Annotated in this window: 20 protein-coding genes; 14 read left to right on the top strand and 6 right to left on the bottom strand. The window is 71.6% G+C overall.

What is annotated here, in order from left to right:
* Nucleotides 1-97: 97 nt before the first annotated feature.
* The 3 genes from OHT01_RS07325 to OHT01_RS07315 all read right to left on the bottom strand — a co-directional run bounded on the left by OHT01_RS07325 (nt 98) and on the right by OHT01_RS07315 (nt 3,828).
* Entirely contained in the window at nt 98-1,075 is a 978-nt protein-coding gene (locus OHT01_RS07325; protein ID WP_328552313.1) for an acyl-ACP desaturase, read from the bottom strand.
* 213 nt (nt 1,076-1,288) lie between these two features.
* A complete protein-coding gene (ddaH, locus tag OHT01_RS07320) occupies nt 1,289-2,065 on the bottom strand; it encodes a dimethylargininase (RefSeq protein WP_328552312.1) in 777 nt (258 codons plus the stop codon).
* Between the two features lie 128 nt (nt 2,066-2,193).
* On the bottom strand, nt 2,194-3,828 hold the full coding sequence (locus tag OHT01_RS07315; protein ID WP_328552311.1) for an ABC-F family ATP-binding cassette domain-containing protein: 1,635 nt from the start codon (nt 3,826-3,828) through the stop codon (nt 2,194-2,196).
* A 330-nt stretch (nt 3,829-4,158) separates the two neighbouring features.
* On the opposite strand from OHT01_RS07315, the gene OHT01_RS07310 reads away from it, so the two are divergent.
* Both OHT01_RS07310 and OHT01_RS07305 read left to right on the top strand, forming a co-directional pair.
* The gene (locus OHT01_RS07310; protein WP_328552310.1) at nt 4,159-4,839 is read left to right on the top strand and encodes a GOLPH3/VPS74 family protein; all 681 of its coding nucleotides are present in this window, start codon (nt 4,159-4,161) and stop codon (nt 4,837-4,839) included.
* Nucleotides 4,840-5,109: 270 nt separating this feature from the next.
* Complete coding sequence (locus tag OHT01_RS07305) at nt 5,110-5,946, top strand: isocitrate lyase/PEP mutase family protein (protein WP_328552309.1); 837 nt, start codon at nt 5,110-5,112, stop codon at nt 5,944-5,946.
* A gap of 42 nt (nt 5,947-5,988) precedes the next feature.
* Here OHT01_RS07305 and OHT01_RS07300 read toward each other — a convergent pair whose 3' ends face one another.
* Nucleotides 5,989-6,405 (bottom strand): SsgA family sporulation/cell division regulator, encoded by a 417-nt coding sequence (locus tag OHT01_RS07300; protein ID WP_328552308.1) that lies wholly within the window; start codon nt 6,403-6,405, stop codon nt 5,989-5,991.
* 272 nt (nt 6,406-6,677) lie between these two features.
* Between OHT01_RS07300 and OHT01_RS07295 the strand changes: the two genes are divergently transcribed.
* The 3 genes from OHT01_RS07295 to OHT01_RS07285 all read left to right on the top strand — a co-directional run bounded on the left by OHT01_RS07295 (nt 6,678) and on the right by OHT01_RS07285 (nt 9,485).
* Nucleotides 6,678-7,769 carry a WD40/YVTN/BNR-like repeat-containing protein gene (locus OHT01_RS07295; protein ID WP_328552307.1) on the top strand — a complete coding sequence of 364 codons (1,092 nt, stop codon included), beginning with the start codon at nt 6,678-6,680 and terminating at the stop codon, nt 7,767-7,769.
* A 307-nt stretch (nt 7,770-8,076) separates the two neighbouring features.
* On the top strand, nt 8,077-8,706 hold the full coding sequence (locus OHT01_RS07290) for a DUF3887 domain-containing protein (RefSeq protein WP_328552306.1): 630 nt from the start codon (nt 8,077-8,079) through the stop codon (nt 8,704-8,706).
* 89 nt (nt 8,707-8,795) lie between these two features.
* The gene (locus OHT01_RS07285) at nt 8,796-9,485 is read left to right on the top strand and encodes an endonuclease V (protein ID WP_328552305.1); all 690 of its coding nucleotides are present in this window, start codon (nt 8,796-8,798) and stop codon (nt 9,483-9,485) included.
* A gap of 36 nt (nt 9,486-9,521) precedes the next feature.
* Here the strand turns inward: OHT01_RS07285 and OHT01_RS07280 are convergent, their stop codons facing one another.
* The gene (locus OHT01_RS07280) at nt 9,522-10,694 is read right to left on the bottom strand and encodes a saccharopine dehydrogenase family protein (protein WP_328552304.1); all 1,173 of its coding nucleotides are present in this window, start codon (nt 10,692-10,694) and stop codon (nt 9,522-9,524) included.
* 140 nt (nt 10,695-10,834) lie between these two features.
* Between OHT01_RS07280 and OHT01_RS07275 the strand changes: the two genes are divergently transcribed.
* From OHT01_RS07275 to OHT01_RS07250, 6 genes are all read left to right on the top strand, one after another.
* Nucleotides 10,835-11,215 (top strand): MmcQ/YjbR family DNA-binding protein, encoded by a 381-nt coding sequence (locus tag OHT01_RS07275; RefSeq protein ID WP_328552303.1) that lies wholly within the window; start codon nt 10,835-10,837, stop codon nt 11,213-11,215.
* Nucleotides 11,216-11,465: 250 nt separating this feature from the next.
* A complete protein-coding gene (locus OHT01_RS07270; RefSeq protein ID WP_328552302.1) occupies nt 11,466-12,602 on the top strand; it encodes a CaiB/BaiF CoA transferase family protein in 1,137 nt (378 codons plus the stop codon).
* 121 nt (nt 12,603-12,723) lie between these two features.
* A complete protein-coding gene (locus tag OHT01_RS07265) occupies nt 12,724-13,866 on the top strand; it encodes an acyl-CoA dehydrogenase family protein (protein WP_328552301.1) in 1,143 nt (380 codons plus the stop codon).
* A gap of 21 nt (nt 13,867-13,887) precedes the next feature.
* Nucleotides 13,888-15,102: an acetyl-CoA C-acetyltransferase gene (locus OHT01_RS07260; RefSeq protein ID WP_328552300.1), complete on the top strand. Its 1,215-nt coding sequence runs from the start codon at nt 13,888-13,890 to the stop codon at nt 15,100-15,102.
* A gap of 38 nt (nt 15,103-15,140) precedes the next feature.
* The gene (locus tag OHT01_RS07255; protein WP_328552299.1) at nt 15,141-17,333 is read left to right on the top strand and encodes a 3-hydroxyacyl-CoA dehydrogenase NAD-binding domain-containing protein; all 2,193 of its coding nucleotides are present in this window, start codon (nt 15,141-15,143) and stop codon (nt 17,331-17,333) included.
* Nucleotides 17,334-17,464: 131 nt separating this feature from the next.
* On the top strand, nt 17,465-17,779 hold the full coding sequence (locus tag OHT01_RS07250; RefSeq protein ID WP_328552298.1) for a thiamine pyrophosphate-binding protein: 315 nt from the start codon (nt 17,465-17,467) through the stop codon (nt 17,777-17,779).
* A gap of 33 nt (nt 17,780-17,812) precedes the next feature.
* Here the strand turns inward: OHT01_RS07250 and OHT01_RS07245 are convergent, their stop codons facing one another.
* Complete coding sequence (locus OHT01_RS07245) at nt 17,813-18,511, bottom strand: MerR family transcriptional regulator (RefSeq protein WP_328552297.1); 699 nt, start codon at nt 18,509-18,511, stop codon at nt 17,813-17,815.
* 300 nt (nt 18,512-18,811) lie between these two features.
* Here OHT01_RS07245 and OHT01_RS07240 point away from each other — a divergent pair, with 300 nt between their 5' ends.
* The 3 genes from OHT01_RS07240 to OHT01_RS07230 all read left to right on the top strand — a co-directional run bounded on the left by OHT01_RS07240 (nt 18,812) and on the right by OHT01_RS07230 (nt 21,890).
* On the top strand, nt 18,812-20,278 hold the full coding sequence (locus OHT01_RS07240; RefSeq protein ID WP_328552296.1) for an amino acid permease: 1,467 nt from the start codon (nt 18,812-18,814) through the stop codon (nt 20,276-20,278).
* A 59-nt stretch (nt 20,279-20,337) separates the two neighbouring features.
* On the top strand, nt 20,338-20,817 hold the full coding sequence (locus tag OHT01_RS07235; RefSeq protein ID WP_328552295.1) for a macro domain-containing protein: 480 nt from the start codon (nt 20,338-20,340) through the stop codon (nt 20,815-20,817).
* Between the two features lie 149 nt (nt 20,818-20,966).
* The gene (locus OHT01_RS07230; RefSeq protein ID WP_328552294.1) at nt 20,967-21,890 is read left to right on the top strand and encodes an adenosine kinase; all 924 of its coding nucleotides are present in this window, start codon (nt 20,967-20,969) and stop codon (nt 21,888-21,890) included.
* Nucleotides 21,891-21,926: the final 36 nt, after the last annotated feature.

Below are 21,926 nucleotides of genomic sequence, written 5' to 3'. Positions count from 1 at the left end.
GGCGGCGTGAACCGGGGGCGAGGTGCGGGGCCGCGGACTTCGCGGGCGCGGCCGTACGTCGGCCGTCCGGCCTGAGCCGTACGTCCGGCGGGCGGGGCTACGCGTTGGCGCGGGCGGCCATCCGGGCCTTGCGGGCGGCGAGCTTCTCGTCGAACTTCGAGGCCTCGGCGTCGAGGCCGCCCATGAAGAAGCCGAGCTCCTCCTGGGCCTTGAGGCCCTCGGGGCCGAGGCCGTCGATCTCCAGGACCTTGAGGTGACGCAGCACCGGCTGGAGCACGTCGTCGTGGTGGATGCGCATGTTGTAGATCTCGCCGATGGCCATCTGCGCGGCCATGCGCTCGAAGCCGGGCATGCCGTGACCGGGCATCCGGAAGTTGACGACGACGTCGCGGCAGGCCTGCATGGTCAGGTCGGGGGCGAGCTCGAACGAGGCCTTCAGCAGGTTGCGGTAGAAGACCATGTGCAGGTTCTCGTCCGTGGCGATGCGCGCCAGCATGCGGTCGCAGACCGGGTCGCCCGACTGGTGACCGGTGTTGCGGTGCGAGACGCGGGTCGCCAGCTCCTGGAAGGCGACGTAGGCGACCGAGTGCAGCATCGAGTGGCGGTTGTCCGACTCGAAGCCCTCGCTCATGTGCTGCATGCGGAACGCTTCGAGCTTGTCCGGGTCCACCGCGCGCGAGGCGAGCAGGTAGTCGCGCATCACGATGCCGTGCCGGCCCTCCTCCGCCGTCCAGCGGTGCACCCAGGTGCCCCAGGCGCCGTCACGGCCGAAGAGGGAGGCGATCTCGTGGTGGTAGCTCGGGAGGTTGTCCTCGGTGAGCAGGTTGACGACCAGCGCGATCCGGCCGATCTCGGTGACCTTGGACTGCTCCTTGTCCCAGGCCTCGCCGTCCTCGAAGATCCCGGGGAAGTTGCGGCCGTCGCTGAAGGGCACGTACTCGTGCGGCATCCAGTCCTTGGCCACCTTCAGGTGACGGTTCAGTTCCGTCTCGACGACTTCCTCCAGCGCGAACAGCAGGCGAGCGTCGGTCCAGGCGGCTGCCGGGCTGCCGAGGTCAGGAGAAGTGATCGTCACGGGTACTCCAGAGAGGGACGGGACAACGAGCGGAAAAGCTAACCTACGGCATCGTAGGCTACGTCTCCGTAGGTTACGTCTCCGTAGGTTAAGAACCCTGTAAAGGCCTCTGATCAGCGGTGTTACGGGCGGGAGACGCACACCTCCCGGCGCGCGCCGGACGAGCCCTGGACGTCGAGGTCCATGGGCCGGACGGATGCAACGGTCACTCGTTCAGACGTACAGCTCCCGAAGTCGTACCGAGAGACATGTCACACAGCCTTCGAGCTTCTCGAACTCGCCGATGTCCACCAGAACCGGTTCGTGGCCGAGGTCCGCGAGCAGTTCCGCGGTCTTCGGGGCGCCCGCCGACATCAGGAGCTTGCCGCCGCCCAGGAGGACGACGTGCGCCCCGGACTCCTCCGGGACCGCCAGGAAGCGCGGGAAGAGCGAGGGGGTGTCCACCAGCGGCTCGTGACCGATCACCGTCCCGTCGGGCAGTGCGGTGACCGCCGACTTCAGGTGCAGCACCTTGCTGACGGGTACGGCGACGACCCGCGCCCCGAGCGGTTCGAAGACCGCCCGCAGCTGCTGGACTCCGGCCGCGTTCGTACGGCCGCCACGGCCCACGTAGATGGTGTCGCCCACCTTCAGGATGTCGCCCCCGTCGAGGGTGCCCGGCTCCCAGATCCAGTTCACCGAGCAGCCGAGCCGTGCCACGGCCTCCTCGACCCCGGGGGTCTCGGCTCGCCGGGACTCGGCGCCGGGACGGGCGATCAGGGCGACGTTGCGGAAGACGACGACGGCGTCCTCGACGAACACCGAGTCCGGGCAGTCCTCCGCCGGGTCCACCTCCACGGTCTCCCAGCCGTGCGTGCGCAGCGCCTCCGTGTACGCCTCCCACTGCTCGACCGCGAGGTCGATGTCCACCGGGGTGCGTTCCATGTGCGTCACCAGCCCCTCGGCGAGGCGGGGGCTGGGCCGGCGTACGAGCGCTTTCTGGCTGGGCACGAGTGGGTCTCCGAATCGGCAGGGGGTGTCGGCGCAACATCATGCAGCGCGGTTCGCGCGCGCAAAACCCCCCGGCCTGACGCCGCGCACCACCCACCCCCGACGCTAGGCCGCCCCCGCGCCCCGCACTAGGAGGAATACCCGACAGTTTCCGGAGCGATTTCTTTCAGTTCTCCTCCTTCCAGGAGCAGCAGTCGCGTGATGCCGATCGACTCCAGGAACGGCAGGTCGTGGCTGGCGACGATCAGCGCCCCCTCGTAGGACTCCAGCGCCGTGGTGAGCTGGCGGACGCTCGCCATGTCGAGGTTGTTCGTCGGCTCGTCGAGCATCAGGAGCTGTGGAGCGGGGTCGGCCAGCATCAGGGCCGCGAGCGCCGCACGGAAGCGTTCGCCGCCGGAGAGCGTCGCCGCCCGCTGATCGGCCTTCGCGCCCTTGAACAGGAAGCGGGCGAGACGGGCCCGGATCCGGTTGTTGGTGGCGGCGGGCGCGAACCGGGCCACGTTCTCGGCGACGGTCAGCGCGTCGTCGAGGACATCGAGCCGCTGCGGCAGGAAGCGCAGCGGCACATGGGCGCGGACCTCACCGGACACGGTGTCGAGCTCCCCGGCGATCGTGCGCAGGAGCGTCGTCTTGCCCGAGCCGTTGCGCCCGGTCAGCGCGATACGTTCGGGCCCGCGCAGATCGAACACGCCGTCCACCCGGGTGCCGTACCGCAGCTCCAGCCGGTCGAGGGTGAGGACCTCGCGGCCCGGCGGAACGGCCGTGTACGGCAGGTCGACGCGGATCTCGTCGTCATCGCGTACGGCCTCCACCGCCTCGTCGAGACGTTCCTTCGCCTCGCTGAGCCTGGCCTCGTGCAGGATGCGGTGCTTGCCCGCCGACTCCTGGGCCGCCCGCTTGCGCGCACCCATGACGATCTTCGGCTCGCGCTTCTGCTCGTTCATCTTCTGCCCGTACCGCTTGCGCCGGGCCAACTTGAGCCGGGCGTCGACCAGTTCACGTTTCTGCTTCTTCAGATCGGACTCGGCGACCCGCACCATGCGTTCCGCCGCCTCCTGTTCGCCCGCGAGCGCCTCCTCGTACGCGGAGAAGTTGCCGCCGTACCAGGTGACCTCGCCGGACCGCAGATCGGCGATCTGGTCGACCAGGTCCAGCAGTTCGCGGTCGTGGCTGACCACGACCATGACCCCCGACCAGGCCTCCACGGCCGCGTACAGCCGCTGTCGCGCGTACAGATCCAGGTTGTTGGTGGGTTCGTCGAGGAGGAGGACGTCGGGCCGCCGCAGCAGAAGTGCGGCCAGCCGCAGCAGCACCGACTCGCCGCCGGACACCTCGCCGACCGTTCGGTCCAACTCGATGTGTCCGAGGCCGAGTTCGCCGAGGGTCGCGCGGGCCCGCTCCTCGACGTCCCAGTCGTCGCCGACCACGCCGAAGTGTTCCTCGGCCGCGTCGCCCGCCTCGATGGCGTGCAGGGCGGCGCGGACGGCGGAGATGCCGAGCGCCTCGTCGACCCGCAGGGCGGTGTCGAGGGTGACGTTCTGCGGCAGATGGCCCACCTCGCCGGTGACCCGGACGGTGCCGTCGGCAGGGGCGAGCTCTCCGGCGATCAGTTTCAACAGGGTTGATTTTCCTGATCCGTTGACCCCGACGAGCCCGGTGATGCCGGGTCCGAAGGCGACCTGGAGGCCGTCAAGGACGCCGGTGCCGTCCGGCCAGGCGAAGGACAGGGAGGTGCAGGTGATGGAGGTGGGGAACGCTGACATGAGAGCCTCGCGGTTGCTGGATGCGGTCGGGGGTACGCGTACGGGACACCGCGAGGCGACGACGATCCGGTTCGGAGGAGAGCGAGAGGAAGGCTCCGCACCCAAGGACGGCTCGAACGCCGAGGTCGCACGCAGCGCACACGCGGGCCGGACAGATCACGGATCCGGCTGGGTGTGACGCGGTGTCTCAGACCTCAGACGAGCAACGTCCTTCTCCATTCGACGGCAACAGAACCGCTGAACACCGTACGAGCGGCCCGGTGGGCTGTCAAAGGAATTGAAGCGCCCGCGGCGCACCGCACCGCGCCCCCGACGACCCAAGGAGATCCCGTGCCGAACGGCCCGCTCTCGTTGCCCGCCCGGCTCTACCTCCTGTCGTGGGACACCACGAAACGGAGGATCGCCGGGTCCACCCACCTCCATCACCTGGTGCGGGCCGGCGCCCTCACCGAACTCGCACAGCGCGGGCTGCTCGTCGACGACGACGGGATCGTCACGCCCGTGGACCCCGACTCCCGGACCGGGGACCTCGTCCTCGACGGGCTCCTGGAACTCGTCGCGGAGTCCCGTCCCCGCAGATGGAAGCCGTGGGTCACCTGTCGGGCGAGGGTCACCCTGGACGCCGTCCGCGCCCAGCTCGCCGCCGAGGGATACCTGCGGGCGGAGAAGAAGCGGGTCCTCGGGATCTTCCCCTCCGTGGAGTACGAACTGGACCGGGTGTCCGCCGTGGAGGCCCTGCGCGCGGAGGCGCGCGAGGTACTGGAGGGGCCGGTGCCGGTCTCCGAGGTCGGTGACCGCGAAGCGGCCCTCGTGGCCCTCGCCACCGCGGCCGAGCTCCGCACCCTGGCGACGGCCAAGGAGCGCAAACTCCACAGGGCCCGTATCGACGAGCTCTCCGAACGCAGCGGCGCGGCCGCCCCCGCCCTGAGGAAGGTCGTCCAGGAGGTGCGTACGGCGGTGGTCGTGGCGGCCACGACGGCCTCCGCCACGGCCGCGACCACGGCGAACTGAACGAACGCGGTCCGAGGCGTGCCCCGCGGGAACACACGTTCCCGCGGGGCACGCGTGCGGGACGGGGTCCCCGGACGCGGCGTGCCCCGGGAACGCGGACCGCGCGCGGCGACGTGTTCACGCGTGTCCGGCCACCGGACGGCAGCTTGCGGAAGGGCAGCCGGGGAGCCGGGCGTCGCGTGGACGAGGGTTCCCGGGTGGGTGCGGTGCCCTCACGTACATGGCGGATTCCTGCCAGCTCCCTCGCGCGGTCCGTGTTTGGGTTCTCCCATGACCGACACCGAGCAGCTCCGCGAGACCGCCCTCGCCTTCCGCGCCCTCCATGTCCCCGGCCGCCCCCTCGTCCTGCCGAACGCCTGGGACGCGGGGAGCGCCAGGATCGTCGAGGAGGCGGGCGCCGGCGCGGTGGCGACGAGCAGCGCGGGGCTGGCGTGGTCGCTGGGGACGGCGGACGGGGACCGGCTGGACCGGGAGAGCGTCCTCGCGGCTGTCGCGCGGATCGCCGCGGTGGTGCGGGTGCCGGTCAGCGCGGACATCGAGAGCGGGTACGCGCCCGACGCCCGGGGTGTGGGGGACACCGTCCGAGCGGTGCTCGCGGCGGGCGCCGTGGGTGTGAACATCGAGGACGCCCTTCACACGGAGGGCACCGGGCCGCTGCGCGCGGTGGAGGAGCAGGCGGAGCGCATCGCGGCGGCGCGCGCGGCCGCCGACGCTGCGGGCGTACCGCTGTTCGTCAACGCCCGCACCGACACGTTCCTGCGCGGCGCGGGCGGAGTGGAGGAGACCCTGCGGAGGGCTGCCGCCTACCTCGCGGCGGGAGCCGACGGCGTCTTCGTCCCCGGAGTCGTCGACCCGGTGACCGTCAAGGCGCTCGCCGAGGGCATCGAGGGCCCGCTGAACATCCTGGTGGGCCCCGGAGCGCCCTCCGTCGCCGAACTGGCCGCGCTCGGCGTCGCCCGGATCAGCGCGGGTTCGAGCATCGCGGTGGCCGCGCACGCCCTGGTCCGGCGTGCCGCGCGGGAGCTGCTGGGCACCGGGACCTGCGGGGCGCCGGTCGACGGGCTCGACTACGCGGGACTCAACGCCCTGATGGGCCGCGTCGGCTGACCGCGCCGAAGGCTGAGAAACGTCGACGGTGCCGGCGCCCCTTCAGCAGGTGCCCCGCATGAGCTCCGCCAGATCGTGGTCCAGGTCCACCTGGAGGTGCTCCAGGCCGACCGGCACCAACTCGGTGGTCTGCTGCAGGAAGTTGCGCACCTCGCCCGAGCGGATGTGCACCACGGCGGTGCCCTCGGGGGCGTGGAACTCCAGCACGGTGCGGTCGTATCCGTAAGGCCGCACCCGTACGTCGCCGTACCCCACCGCGTCGGCGAGGCCCGACACGAGCAGCTCGCGGGCGAAGGTCCAGCAGACCTCCACGCCTTCGAGCGTGGCGGGGGCGGGGAAGGTCATGCGGACGGCGAACGGGTCGGTCCGGTCGTAGTGGAGCGTGGCCGGAATGCTCGGCATCCGCGGCGCGGCGGCGACGAGGCGGGCCTCTACGGGCTGCTCGATGACGGTGGACAACGCCTTGCTCCCTTGTGACGGCTGATCGAACTCCGGGCGGATGAAGCCGGTCAATTGAAGAGACGGAAGAATGACCCGGCGCGTGCACCTCTGAGCCAAGTGACCTCTGTCACCGAGGTCATGCATGACGGAGATCCACTTTTTTCCGGGCCGGGGTGATCTCTTTCCGTTCCGCACGCACCGGACACCCATGAGGACACCCGGGCGGGCTCCGGGGTTCCCGGGGGACGCCATCTGGACGCCAACGGGGGACTGCACTAGCTTCGCCCGCCATGAGGGGCTTGGGGAAGACGAGACGTACGAGCCGGACGGTCGCCGTGGGACTGGGGGCGGCCACGCTCGCCGCGGCCCTCGCGGTGGCGGGCCCCGCGCAGGCGCACGAGGCGGCGCGGGGGCCGCACTGGGCGCTCAAGGACAGCGGTACGGACGCGCGCTTCCGTGGACTGTCGGCCGTCAGCCGGGACACCGCGTGGGTGGCCGGCTCGAAGGGCACCGTGCTGCGCACCACCGACGGCGGCGCGCTCTGGCGGAACGTGTCGCCGCCCGGGGCCGCGGACCTGGAGTTCCGCGACATCGAGGCGTTCGACGCGCGGCGGGCGGTGGTGCTGGCCATCGGCGAGGGCGAGGCGTCCCGCGTCTACCGGACCGAGGACGGCGGCGCCACGTGGACCGAGTCCTTCCGCAACACCGACGCCAACGCCTTCTACGACTGCCTCACCTTCCTCGACCGGCGCCACGGCCTGGCGATGAGCGACCCGGTGGACGGCCGGTTCCGCATCCTGTCGACCAGCGACGGCGGCCGGTCCTGGAAGGTGCTTCCCCGTGACGGGATGCCCGCGGCGCAGGACGGCGAGGCCGGCTTCGCGGCGAGCGGCCAGTGCCTGGTCGGTTCCGGGCCCCGGGACGTGTGGCTGGCCACGGGAGGGGGCGCACGCGCGCGTGTGCTGCACTCCGCGGACCGCGGACTGACCTGGACCGCCGCCGACACACCGGTGCCCGCCGGGGATCCGGCGCGCGGAGTCTTCGCCCTGGCCTTCCGCGACCGCGTCCACGGAATCGCGGTCGGCGGCGACTACCGCGCCGACCAGGCCTCACCGAGGGCCGCCGCGACCACCCCCGACGGCGGCCGCACCTGGACCACGGCCGATCGGCCCCCGCCCGCCTACCGTTCCGGCGTCGCCTGGCTGCCGCGCAGCCGCACCGCGGCCCTCGCGGTCGGCCCCACCGGCACCGACCTGACGACCGACGGCGGCCGCACCTGGCGCACCCTCGACACCGGCTCGTACGACACGGTGGACTGCGCCCCGGATCTGGGCTGCTGGGCCTCCGGCGAGAAGGGGAGGGTCGCCCGGCTGGAGCTCTGAGCTCTGAGCCCTGAGCGGTGCGGTGCCCGGGCCGGGGCACCGCACCGCGAGGGGTGGCGGCCGACAGCCCCGGCGGGCATGTGGGCGCGGGCGGGCGACGGCGTTCAGCCGAGCGGCTCGCGGTGCGGCTCCGGGCCGGGGTGTCTTCGTCGCGACGAAGGCACCCGCCTGTCCCCGGCTCGCCGACCGGATCCCGGGCCCCTCGGCGTGTGGCCGGCACCCGCGTCCGCAGCCTGGTCCGGGCTCCCGCGGGTGAAGCTGTAAAGGAATCCTTGACGAGCCAGTCGCGTAAAGGCATCCTTTACACGTGACCGATTCCTCGCTGTCCCTTACGGCCGTCTGTGCCCGGCTCGCCGAGCAGGCGTCGGCCCTGGCCGCCTCGATGGGCAGCCCGTTGAGCCCGCCCGCCTACCTCGACCTGGTCGGACGCGCCCAGGGCATCGACGTCCTGGGAGAACAGGTGCTCAAGCTGTGCGTCCAGCAGTCCCGCGACGCCGGGCACACCTGGCAGGAGATCGGGGACCTGCTCGGAGTCACCCGCCAGGCCGCCTTCCAGCGGTTCGGCAAACCCATCGACCCCCGAACCGGAGAACCCATGGACAAGACAGTGCGCATGACCGACGCCGCGGAACGTGCCCTCGCGATCGTGACGGCCGTCCTCGAAAACCGCATGGACGACGCCCGGCCGTCGTTCAACGCGCAGGTCGAGGAGGCCTTCACCGACAAGGTCCGGGCCGACGGCCTCGCCACGGTCGCCGGACTCGTCGGCGCGTTCGAGGGCTTCGCGGAGGGCGAGCCGTTCGTCCGGCGGGTCGGCGACCACACCGTCGTCGACATCCCGCTGAACTACGAGGCCGGCGACATGAAGGCCCGGGTCGCGTTCGACGCCGAGGAGAAGGTCGCCGGAATCTTCGTCCTCCCGCCCGAGGTCCCGTGACGGGTCCGTCCCCGTCCCGGGCCGGGGAGGGGCGAACCGCCGCCCTGGTCACCGGCGATGTCCCTCCCTCGCCTAGGCTCGTCCCCATCATGACGACCGTGAGGATCCCCGCGGGCTGGCCCGCCACCGAGGAGCAAGCCCGCCTCGTACAGGACGAGTTGCGCGAACGGGTGCTGCTCGACGAGCCGGGCCCGCCGCCCGGTACCGGTCGGGTGACGGGCGTCGACGTGGCCTACGACGACGAGCGGGACGTCGTGGCCGCGGCGGCCGTCGTCCTCGACGCGGTGACCCTCGACGTCGTGGCGGAGGCCACCGCCGTCGGCCGGGTCTCCTTCCCGTACGTCCCCGGACTGCTCGCCTTCCGCGAGATCCCGACCGTCCTGGCCGCGCTGGACGCCCTGCCCTGCCCGCCCGGCCTGGTCGTGTGCGACGGCTACGGGCTCGCCCACCCGCGCCGTTTCGGCCTCGCCAGTCACCTCGGCGTCCTCACCGGGCTCCCCACGATCGGGGTCGCCAAGAACCCGTTCGCGTTCTCCTACGAGGAGCCGGGCGCCCCGCGCGGCAGCGTCGCGCCGCTGCTCGCGGGCACCGAGGAGGTGGGCCGGGCTCTGCGCACCCAGGACGGGATCAAGCCCGTGTTCGTGTCCGTCGGCCATCGTGTGGACCTCGACAACGCCTGCGCGCACACCCTGGCCCTCACCCCGAAGTACCGCCTGCCGGAATCCACCCGACGCGCGGACTCCCTGTGCAGGCGGGCCCTCCGGGATGCAACGACCTGATGCCTGGCCGACCCCCGCGAACGCGCCGTCCCGGCGCTACCGCACCGCCGCCACCCGGAAGGTGATGCCCGCCGCGCCGAGCCGGTCCAGCAGCGCGTCGCCCATCGCCACCGCCGGGGTGACCTGCCCGGACGTCTTCGGGAGATCGTCGAGGGCCAGGGACAGCGCGGACTCCGCGAGCATCTTCGCGGTCTCGTCGTAGCCGGGGTCGCCGCCCGAGACCTCGGTGAACACGCGCCGGCCGCCGCCCTCGCCCACGAAGCGCACCGAGAACCAGCTCTTCGCGCGGCGCTCGGCGCTCGGCCCCTCGCCCGGCTTGATCCGGTCGGACAGCCAGCGCCGCGCGGACGGCAGTTGTGCGACGGCGAAGAGCGCGCTCACCCCGGCGACCCCACCGAGGGCGATGGGCAGCCGCTCGACGGCCGCGTAGTGCCGGTAGCGGAAGTCCGGCCCGTACCGGGCCAGGGCCCGCGCCGAGCGCTGCACCACCTGGGCGTCGATCGTGGGCAGCGGGATCGCCCACGCCCCGACCTCCGGGGCGAACCGCGGCGCGCCCAGCGGGGCCTCCACCCGCCGCACCATCAGGCGCGGTTCGTGACGCCTGCGGTCCCGCGCCGCGGCGAGCATGTGCCGGCCGCGCGCGAACTGGTTGAGCGCGGAGGCGAAGGTGCCGCCCGAGAACATCGCCTGGGAGCGGACGTATCCGTCCACCCTCAACGGCACGTCCTCCGGGAGCTGCCGCACGGTGAAGTAGGCGCCCAGGTCGTGCGGGATCGAGTCGAAGCCGCAGGCGTGCACGAGCCGTGCGCCCGTCTCACGCGCGCGTGCGTCGTGCCGGACGTACATCAGGTCCACGAACTCGGGCTCGCCGGTGAGGTCCAGATAATCGGTCCCGGCATCCGCGCAGGCGGCCACCAGGTCCTCCCCGTAGGTGATGTACGGGCCCACCGTCGTGGCCACCACGCGCGCGAGACGGGCGAGTTCGCGGACCGACTCCGGGTCCGTCACATCCGCCCGCAGCACTCCGGGTGCGCCGCCGAGCCGCTCACGCAGCCGCTCCAGCTTCTCCGTGCTGCGTCCGGCGATCGCCCACCGCAGCCCTTCGGGCGCATGGGCGGCCAGATACTCCGCGGTGAGCTCCCCGACGAACCCCGTGGCTCCGAAGAGCACGATGTCGTACGGGCGGTCCGACTCGTTCAGCCTGCTCATGACACCCTCCGCACTGTGGGCTGCGCTCGAACGTGCGGTCCGCGCCACGTCGCGCGCGAAGCGCCGTTGTCGGTGGCTGAGGCTAGCGTGAGGTACGAACAGTCGGACGACGAGGTCGCACGAACAGGCCGGAGGCAGCCGTGGCCGTGTCGAAAAACGCGCTGAAAAAGTGGCAGAAGGTGCGCGAGTTCGCGCTCGGCCTGCCCGGAGCCGCGGAGGAGTTCCCCTGGGGCGAGACCGTCGCGAAGGTCAACAAGAAGGTCTTCGTCTTCCTCGGTCTCGACGACGGCAGCTACCCGATGGGCATCACTGTGAAGCTCAAGGACGAGGCGGCGCACGCCCACGCGCTCACCTCGCCCGGCGCGGAACCCGCCGGATACGGCCTGGGCAAGGCCGGCTGGGTGCGCGTACCCCTGGAGGAGCAAGGGGCTCCCGCGGCGGAGCTGCTGTGCGACTGGGTCGAGGAGAGCTATCGCGTCATAGCCCCCAAGAAACTGATCACGGAGCTGGACCGCGGTTGATCCCCGAACGGGGCCGGGTCCGATCCGGGAACGAGGCCGGGCGTGACCCCCGAACGGAGCCGGGTCCGACGGCCGAACGGGGCAGGAACCGATCCCGGAACCGGGCGGTGTCGATCCAGGTACCGGGCCGGAGCCGATCCCCGTCCGGGGAATTTAACTAAGCGCTTGCTCGTCAGGGGCTTGCCCGGAGTGGAACACGTTCTTAACATCGCTGATGTCACATCAGTGTTGTCACATCGCTGGGGGCTTGATGACAGGGGCAGGAACGCCGGGGCACGGCCCCCTCACCGGGGTGCGCGTGATCGAACTGGCGGGCATCGGCCCCGGCCCGTTCGCCGCCATGCTGCTCGCCGACCTCGGCGCGGACGTGGTCCGGGTGGACCGGCCCGGTGGCCCCGGGATCGGGGTCGAACCGGCCTACGACACCACCAACCGCAACAAGCGGTCCGTGATCATCGACCTCAAGGCCGAGGGAGGCGCGGCCGCCGTTCTCGACCTGGCCGAACGCGCCGACATCCTGATCGAGGGCTACCGCCCCGGCGTCGCCGAGCGGCTCGGCGTCGGCCCCGAGGCCTGCCTCGCCCGCAACCCGGCACTCGTCTACGGGCGGATGACCGGGTGGGGCCAGGAAGGCCCGCTGGCCGACCGTGCCGGGCACGACGTCGCCTACATCGCGATCACCGGCACCCTGGGCATGATCGGCGCGCCCGACGAGCCGCCACCACTCCCCGCGAACCTCCTCGGCGACTACGCGGGCGGCTCGCTCTATCTCGTCGTCGGCGTGCTCGCCGCCCTCCACCACGCACGCGCGACCGGCGCCGGACAGGTCGTGGACGCGGCCATCGTCGACGGCACCGCGCACCTGTCCACCATGATCCACGGCATGCTGGCCGCGGGCGGCTGGCAGGACCGGCGTCGCGCCAACCTCCTCGACGGCGGCTGCCCGTACTACGGGACCTACGAGACCGCCGACGGCCGGTACATGGCGGTCGGTCCCCTGGAGCGGCAGTTCTACGACGAGTTCGTCGGACTGCTCGGCATCCCCGAACTCGGCCCCGCGCGCCAGGACCCGGCCCGCTGGGAGGAACTGCGCGAGACGGTCGCCGCCCGCTTCAGGACCCGTACACGCGACGAGTGGACCGCCGTCTTCGAGGGCTCGGACGCGTGCGTGGCGCCGGTCCTGTCGCTGCGCGAGGCGCCCGAGCACCCGCACCTCGCGGCTCGCGGCACCTTCGTGGACCACGGCGGCATCACCCAGCCGGCCCCCGCGCCGCGCTTCTCGGCCACCCCCACCTCGGTCCGCGGAGGTCCAGCCCGGCCGGGCGCGGACACCGAGGACGTGGCCCGCGACTGGGACGTACCCCGGCTGACGAAGGACGGCGGCTGATGCCCCGCTCCCGACCGCTCGCCGCCGGCGGGGACGTCGCGCCCGTACGCGCCCCCGAGAGCCCCGTCACCGCCCCTCTCCGAGGGTTCCCCCGTATGAACTCCAGGAAGGTGTTTCCCGCATGAAGCGGCAGATCTTCACCGCGGAGCACGACGCGTTCCGCGAGACCGTGCGCACCTTCCTCGGCAAGGAGGTGCTGCCCCACTACGAGCAGTGGGAGAAGGACGGCATCGTCTCGCGCGACGCCTGGCGGGCGGCCGGGAAGCAGGGCCTGTTGGGGCTCGCCGTGCCCGAGGAGTACGGAGGCGGCGGCACCACCGACTTCCGCTACAGCGCCGTACTCGCCGAGGAGTTCACGCGCGCGGGAGCCGCGGGACTCGCCCTCGGGCTGCACAACGACATCATCGGGCCGTATCTGACGGACCTCGCCACCGAGGAGCAGAAGCGGCGCTGGCTGCCCGGCTTCTGCGACGGTTCGGTCATCACCGCCATCGCGATGACCGAACCCGGCGCCGGATCCGACCTCCAGGGCATCACGACGCACGCCGAGGACAAGGGCGACCACTTCCTGCTCAACGGCTCCAAGACCTTCATCTCCAACGGCATCCTCGCCGACCTGGTGATCGTCGTCGCGAGGACCACCCCCGAGGGCGGTGCGCGCGGGCTGTCGCTGCTCGTCGTCGAGCGCGGCACGGAAGGCTTCGAACGCGGCCGCAACCTCGACAAGATCGGCCAGAAGTCGCAGGACACCGCCGAGTTGTTCTTCAACGACGTGCGCGTGCCCAAGGAGAACCTCCTCGGGGAGCTGAACGGCGCGTTCGTCCACCTGATGACGAACCTCGCGCAGGAACGCATGGGCATCGCCGTCGCCGCCATCGCCGGAGCCGAACACCTGCTGGAGATCACCACGCAGTACGTGAAGGAGCGCGAGGCGTTCGGGCGGCCGCTCGCGAAACTCCAGCACATCCGCTTCGAGATAGCCGAGATGGCCACCGAGTGCGCCGTCACCCGCACCTTCCTGGACCGCTGCATCGTCGACCACTCGAACGGCGAACTCGACGCGGTGCACGCCTCCATGGCCAAGTGGTGGGCCACCGAACTGCAGAAACGCGTGGCCGACCGCTGCCTCCAACTGCACGGCGGCTACGGCTACATGACGGAGTACCGGGTCGCCCGGGCCTTCACCGACGGGCGCATCCAGACCATCTACGGCGGGACGACCGAGATCATGAAGGAGATCATCGGCCGCTCCCTGCTCGGCTAACCCTCCCCGAAAGGCTTACCAGTGAGCACCGAAGCGTACGTGTACGACGCGATCCGCACCCCGCGCGGTCGCGGCAAGCAGAACGGCGCCCTGCACGGCACCAAGCCCATCGACCTGGTCGTCGGGCTGATCCACGAGGTGCAGCGGCGCTTCCCGGGTCTCGACCCGGCCGCCATCGACGACATCGTCCTCGGCGTCGTCGGCCCGGTCGGCGACCAGGGCTCCGACATCGCCCGCATCTCCGCGATCGCCGCCGGACTGCCCGACACGGTGGCCGGCGTGCAGGAGAACCGCTTCTGCGCCTCGGGCCTTGAAGCCGTCAACCTTGCGGCGATGAAGATCCGTTCGGGCTGGGAGGACCTGGTCCTCGCGGGCGGCGTCGAGTCGATGTCGCGCGTGCCGATGGCCTCCGACGGCGGCGCGTGGTTCGCCGACCCGATGACCAACCTCGCCACCAACTTCGTGCCGCAGGGCATCGGCGCCGACCTCATCGCCACCATCGAGGGCTTCTCGCGCCGTGACGTCGACGAGTACGCGGCCCTCTCCCAGGAGCGCGCCGCCGCGGCCGTGAAGGACGGCCGCTTCGAGAGGTCCGTCGTCCCGGTCAAGGACCGCAGCGGTCTCACGGTCCTCGACCACGACGAGTTCCTGCGTCCGGGCACCACCGCCGACTCGCTGGCCAGGCTGAAGCCGTCGTTCGCGGACATCGGCGAACTGGGCGGATTCGACGCAGTGGCGCTGCAGAAGTACCACTGGGTCGAGCAGATCGACCACGTCCACCACGCGGGCAACTCCTCCGGCATCGTCGACGGCGCCTCGCTCGTCGCCATCGGCTCCCGCGAGGTCGGCGAGCGCTACGGCCTCACCCCGCGCGCGCGGATCGTCTCCGCGGCCGTCTCCGGTTCCGAGCCCACCATCATGCTCACCGGTCCCGCGCCCGCGACGCGCAAGGCGCTCGCCAAGGCCGGTCTGACCATCGACGACATCGACCTCGTCGAGATCAACGAGGCCTTCGCGGCCGTCGTCCTGCGCTTCGTGAAGGACATGGGCCTGTCGCTGGACAAGGTCAACGTCAACGGCGGCGCCATCGCGCTCGGCCACCCGCTCGGCGCCACCGGCGCGATGATCCTCGGCACCCTCGTCGACGAACTGGAGCGCCAGGACAAGCGGTACGGCCTCGCCACCCTGTGCGTGGGCGGCGCCATGGGCATCGCCACGATCGTCGAGCGCGTCTGACCTTCCCAACGGATCAAGGATCTACGGAGCATCCCCTGATGAGCACTGAGCCCACCACCATCCGCTGGGAACAGGACGAGACCGGCGTCGTCACCCTCGTCCTCGACGACCCCAACCAGTCCGCGAACACGATGAACCAGGCGTTCCGCGCCTCCCTCGCCGCGATCACCGACCGCCTGGAAGCCGAGAAGGAATCGGTCCGGGGCGTCATCTTCACCTCCGCCAAGAAGACCTTCTTCGCGGGCGGCGACCTGCGCGACCTCATCCGGGTCACCCCCGAGACCGCCCAGGACCTCTTCGACGGCGGCCTCGCCATCAAGCGGAACCTGCGCCGCATCGAGACCCTGGGCAAGCCGGTCGTCGCCGCGATCAACGGCGCGGCCCTGGGCGGCGGCTTCGAACTCGCCCTCGCCTGCCACCACCGGGTCGCCCTCGACACCTCCGGCACCAAGATCGGCTGCCCCGAGGTCACCCTCGGCCTGCTCCCCGGAGGCGGTGGAGTCGTCCGCACCGTGCGCCTGCTGGGCATCGCCGACGCCCTGCTGAAGGTCCTCCTCCAGGGCACGCAGTACAACGCGACGCGCGCCCGGGACAACGGCCTCGTCCACGAGGTGGCCGCCACCCCCGAGGAACTGCTCTCCAAGGCCCGCGCCTTCATCGACGCCAACCCCGAGTCGCAGCAGCCCTGGGACAAGCCCGGCTACCGCATCCCCGGCGGCACCCCGGCCAACCCGAAGTTCGCGGCCAACCTGCCCGCCTTCCCGGCCAGCCTGCGCAAGCAGACCAACGGCGCCCCCTACCCGGCCCCCCGCAACATCCTCGCGGCCGCCGTCGAGGGCTCCCAGGTCGACTTCGAGACGGCCCAGGTCATCGAGGCCCGCTACTTCGTCGAGCTGGCCGCGGGCCAGACCTCGAAGAACATGATCCAGGCGTTCTTCTTCGACCTCCAGGCCGTCAACTCCGGCGCCAACCGCCCCCGCGGCATCGAGCCGCGCCCGGTCCGCAAGGTCGCCGTCCTCGGCGCCGGGATGATGGGCGCGGGCATCGCCTACTCCTGCGCCCTCGCGGGCATCGAGGTCGTCCTCAAGGACGTCTCGGCCGACGCGGCGGCCAAGGGCAAGGCGTACTCCGAGAAGCTCTGCGCCAAGGCGGTCTCCCGGGGCCGTACGACCCAGGAGAAGGCCGACGCGCTGCTCGCCCGGATCACGCCCACCGCCGACCCGAACGACCTCGCGGGCTGTGACGCCGTCATCGAGGCGGTCTTCGAGGACACCGCGCTCAAGCACAAGGTGTTCCAGGAGATCCAGAACATCGTCGAACCCGACGCGCTGCTCTGCTCCAACACCTCCACCCTGCCGATCACCGCCCTCGCCGAAGGCGTCGAGCGGCAGGAGGACTACATCGGGCTGCACTTCTTCTCGCCCGTCGACAAGATGCCGCTGGTCGAGATCATCAAGGGCGAGCGCACCGGCGACGAGGCACTGGCCCGCGCCTTCGACCTCGTACGGCAGATCAAGAAGACCCCGATCGTCGTCAACGACTCGCGGGGCTTCTTCACCTCCCGGGTCATCGGGCAGTTCATCAACGAGGGTGTCGCGATGGTCGGCGAGGGCATCGAGCCCGCGTCCGTCGAGCAGGCCGCGGCCCAGGCCGGCTACCCGGCCAAGGTGCTCTCCCTCATGGACGAGCTGACGCTCACCCTGCCGCGCAAGATCCGCAAGGAGTCCAAGCAGGCCGTCGAGGAGGCCGGCGGCACCTGGGAGACCCACCCCGCCGAGGCCGTCATCGACCGCATGGTCGACGAGTTCGGGCGCCCCGGACGCAGCGGCGGCGCGGGCTTCTACGAGTACACGGAGGACGGCAAGCGCGGCAGGCTGTGGCCGGGCCTGCGCGAGCACTTCACGAAGGACGGGCACGAGATCCCGTTCGAGGACATGAAGGAGCGCATGCTCTTCTCCGAGGCGCTGGACACCGTCCGGCTCGTGGAGGAAGGCGTGCTGACCTCGGTCGCCGACGCCAACATCGGCTCCATCCTCGGCATCGGCTTCCCCGGCTGGACCGGCGGTGTCCTGCAGTACATCAACGGCTACGAGGGGTCGACCGGCACCGGACCGGCCGCGTTCACGGCCCGCGCGAGGGAGCTCGCCGAGCGCTACGGGGACCGTTTCCTCCCGCCCGCGCTGCTCGTCGACAAGGCGGAGAAGGGCGAGCGGTTCACCGACGCGTCCTGAGCCCGGACGCGCCGCACCCGGCCCACGCCACGAGATGACGTGTCGCCGAGTGGTACGAGGGACCTGCTCCGCGGGGGCGGGCACCGGACGCCGACCGGCGAACCGGTACCCGCCCCCGCCGAGGAGCCCCCATGGGCCGCCGTCCCGCCCTCGCTCTGCCGGACATCCTGCGCGGCGAGGGCGTGGACCGCGTCCTCGGCAGCCCCGGCACCACCGAACCGCCCTTCCTGGCCGCCCTCGCGGAGGCCGGGGGCGCACCGGAATACGTCCTAGGCATCCACGAGGGCGCCGTCGTCCCGATGGCCGACGGATACGCCCGCGCGACCCGGCGGCCCGCGTTCGTCAGCCCGCGCATCGCCGCCGGGCTCGCCAAGGGGCTCATCGGGCTGCTCCGGCGGCCGGCCCTGCGGACCCTCAACGTCGCGGGCGGATCGGCCTGCTTGTGAGCACGCGTGCCACCACGGCGGGCCGGACCGGGGTCAGGACTCCTTGAGCCACTCCCGCAGCTCGTCCTTCAACGACCGCTGGAACGCGGTGAGAAGCGCCTGCACCACCAGCGGCTGCATGTGCGCGGACAGCGACTTCACCGCCGCCACGGACTCCCGCTCGCCCACGGCGTCGCGCAGCAGGGCGGACAGTTCGCCGGCCGCCGCGCGCGAGTGCTCCAGCAGAACGGTCCGCGCGGCGAGGAGCGTCTCGTCGGCGATGGGTACGTCCAGGAGCTCCGTCCCGAGCCGCAGCAGCCCGGGGTCCAGCCGGACGGTGTCCCCCGACCGCTCGATGACGCCCATGGCGGCCAGCCGCTCCAGGTCCGCGTCGCCCAGCGGTCGGCCGGCCCGCCGCTCCAGTTCCTCCCGGGAGACGTCCTCCGTCGCGGCGGGTGCCCAGGAGGCCACCACGGCACGGTGGATGGCGAGTTCGCGGGCGCTCAGACCGGGCGGCAACTGGGTCAGATGACGTTCGATCGCGGCCAGTGTCATGCCCCGGTGCTGCAACTCCTCGATGAGCGCGAGCCGGGCGAGATGCTCCTGGCTGTAGTGCCCCACACGCCGGGGGCCGATCACGGGCGGCGGCAGCAGGCCCCGGGCGCTGTAGAAGCGCACCGTACGGACCGTGACGCCCGCCCGCGCGGCCAGCTCGTCGACCGTGAGCGCCGGCTCCTCGGTGTCCGTCGTCATGGCAGGCCCCGCCTCTCCCGTGGTGCGCCGCGCGCCCTCGGCGACCGGTGACCGGTGACGGCGCGGTGCAACAGTATTGCTGTCCCACCAGTGTTGTGAAAGCGTCCGGCCGGCATCGGCGCGGACATCCGGCACCGGCCGCGTGACTCCGGCTGTGTGACGTGTGCCACCGCATACGGGGTGACCTCGCCGGGAAGGCGGCGCCTTGGTCCGTGTCGCCTCCGGGACGGCGCGGGCCAGGCCCATCCGGACCCCCGCGCAGCCCGTGCGGCGGGGGCGCACCAGAAGGTAGATCCACCCGTGAGCAAGGACGTCGTAGACACGGCCGGGGCAGCTTCCCGCACCGGTGCGACCCAGTCGCCCGCCGACGCGGGCGACGCCGGTTACAGCAAGGACCTCAAGGCCCGCCACGTCAACATGATCGCCGTCGGCGGCGCGATCGGAACCGGACTCTTCCTCGGGGCGGGCGGCCGCCTCCGCGACGCGGGCCCCGCGCTCGCCGTCGCGTACCTCGTCTGCGGGATCTTCGCCTTCTTCGTCGTCCGCGCCCTCGGTGAACTCGTCCTCTACCGGCCCTCGTCGGGGTCCTTCGTCTCGTACGCCCGCGAGTTCCTCGGCGAGAAGGGCGCCTACGTCGCCGGGTGGCTGTACTTCCTCAACTGGTCGACGACCGGGATCGCCGACATCACCGCGATCGCGCTCTACACGCACTACTGGAGCCTGTTCACGGACGTCCCGCAGTGGGTGCTGGCGCTGATCGCCCTGGCGGTGGTGCTCGCCGTGAACCTGATCTCGGTGAAGATCTTCGGCGAGATGGAGTTCTGGTTCGCGATCGTCAAGGTCGCCACGCTCGTCGGCTTCATGCTGATCGGCGTGTTCCTGCTGGCCACGCAGCACCAGGTCGGCGACAGCACGCCGGGTCCGGGCCTCGTCATGGACCACGGCGGCCTCCTCCCGCACGGGATGATGCCGGTCGTCCTGGTGATGCAGGGCGTGATCTTCGCGTACGCCGCGCTGGAACTGGTCGGCGTCGCCGCGGGCGAGACCGCCGACCCGCAGAAGGTCGTCCCGCGCGCGGTGAACTCGATCATGTGGCGCGTGGGTCTGTTCTACGTCGGTTCGGTCGTCCTGCTGGCCCTGCTGCTGCCCGGATCGGCCTACTCCGCCGACGAGAGCCCGTTCGTCACCGTCCTGTCCGGGATCGGCGTCCCGGCGGCCGGTGACGTCATGAACCTGGTCGTCCTGACGGCCGCCATGTCGTCGCTGAACTCCGGCCTCTACTCCACCGGCCGCATCCTGCGGTCCATGGCCATGGCGGGCTCGGCACCCCGGTTCACCGCCCGGATGAACCGCAGCCAGGTCCCGTACGGCGGCATCCTGCTCACCTGCGCGGTGTGCGTCCTCGGCGTCGGCCTCAACTACCTCATGCCGAGCCAGGCCTTCGAGATCGTCCTGAACGTGGCGTCCCTCGGCGTCATCAGCACCTGGGTGATCATCATGGTCTGCCATCTGGTGTTCGTCCGCCGGGCCAGGGAGGGACTGGTGATCCGCCCGTCGTTCCGCCTGCGCGGCAGCCCGGTGACCGAGATCGTCACCATCGCCTTCCTGCTGGCCGTCCTCGGCCTGATGGGCAACGACCCCGAGATCGGCCGCAAGACCCTCCTGCTCGTCCCGGTGATCGCCGTCCTGCTCGTAGCCGGCTGGTTCACGGTCCGCAACCGAGTCTCGAAGACGGCCGACCGGGAACTGAGCACCTTCACCGGGTAGCGGCCCGCGGCCCACGGCGGCCCGGGGCCTCTGTCAGTGGCGGCCTCTACGGTGATGTCATGTCGGGGATCTCGTACGTCCGGGGTGACGCCACCGTTCCGTCGGTCAAGGGCGTCAAAGTGATAGCCCATGTCTGCAACGACATCGGGGGCTGGGGCAAGGGCTTCGTGCTCGCTCTCTCCCGCCGCTGGCCGGAGCCGGAGGCCGCCTACCGCGCCTGGCACCGCGACCGCGCGGGCAACGACTTCGGCCTGGGCGCCGCCCAGTTCGTCCAGGTCGAGCCGTACGTATGGGTGGCGAACCTGGTGGGCCAGCGGGGGATACGCACCGGCGGCAAGGGCGTGCCCGTGCGTTACGAGGCCATCGACGCCTCACTCCGACTGCTGGCGGACAAGGCCGTCGAGCTCGGCGCGTCGGTGCACATGCCGCGCATCGGGTGCGGGCTGGCCGGCGGCAGTTGGTCGCGGGTGGAGCCCCTCGTCGGCGAGCGGCTGGTAGGCCGGGGCCTGGCGGTGACGGTGTACGACCACGGGGCCTGAACGGCGCGACGCCGGGCGGGCGCGTCGGGCGGGTCCGGCGCGTCGTGCCGGACGGCTCCGGACGATGGGGCTTGTGGAAGTTTCTGCAACTGCTTGCCGTGATCGTCGGGGGCTGCTTGACTCGCTGCTCGCGTCCGAGAGGGAGAGTCATGAGCCGCGAGATCGACGTCCTCGTCCTGGGCGGGGCGGGTGTGGACACGATCGTCCAGGTCCCCGAACTGCCGCTTCCCTACGCCGACAGCTACATGATCCGGCCCGGTATCGAGTCCCGGGCCGGACAGACCGGTGACTTCGTGGCGCTGGGCCTGCACGCCCTCGGCCTGCGCACGCACCACCTCGACATGCTCGGCGACGACCCCGAGGGCGACCTCGTACGAGCCCTGCACCACGACCGGGGCATCGCGCTCACCGAGGTCCCCCAGCCCGCGGGCACCAAGCGCGCGGTCAATCTCGTCGGCCCCGACGGGCGCAGGCTGTCCCTGTACGACGACAGCCGCTCGCGCGAAGGGGACCGGCTGCCCGAGAAGACGGTCCGGGACCTGGCGGCGGCGAGCCGGCACGCCCATGTGTCCATCACCCACCCCTGCGCGTTCGCCCTGCCAGTCCTGCGGGAGGCCGGGGTGACGCTCTCGACCGACCTCCACAACTGGGACGGGGAGAATCCCTACCACGAGCCGTTCGCGTACGCCGCCGACATCGTGTTCGTGTCCACCACCGCCCTCGCCGACCCCGAGCGCACCATGCGGGGGATCGTGGAACGCGGCAGGGCCGAGGTGGTCGTCGCCACGGCCGGAGCCGAGGGCGCGTGCCTGCTGACCGACGGCGAACTGACCCACATCCCGGTGGTCGAGCCCCGTACCCCCGTCGTCGACTCGAACGGCGCCGGCGACTCCTTCGCCGCGGGCTTCCTCTACGGCCGGCTGACCGGCGAACCGGTCGGGCGCTGCGCCTTGTACGGCGCGGTGGCGGGCGCCTACGCCTGCACCGTGCCCGCGACCCGGGCCGACGCCATCAGCCGTGCGGAACTCCTGTCCCAGGTAGCGGAGTTGGAGGAGAGGGCCGCCCGCCGCTGAGCGAGATCAGCGGCGGGCGGCCGGTCAGCCGACCCT

Source organism: Streptomyces sp. NBC_00358 (assembly GCF_036099295.1).
GTDB lineage: Bacteria > Actinomycetota > Actinomycetes > Streptomycetales > Streptomycetaceae > Streptomyces.
This window is presented reverse-complemented; position numbering and strand designations above follow the sequence as displayed.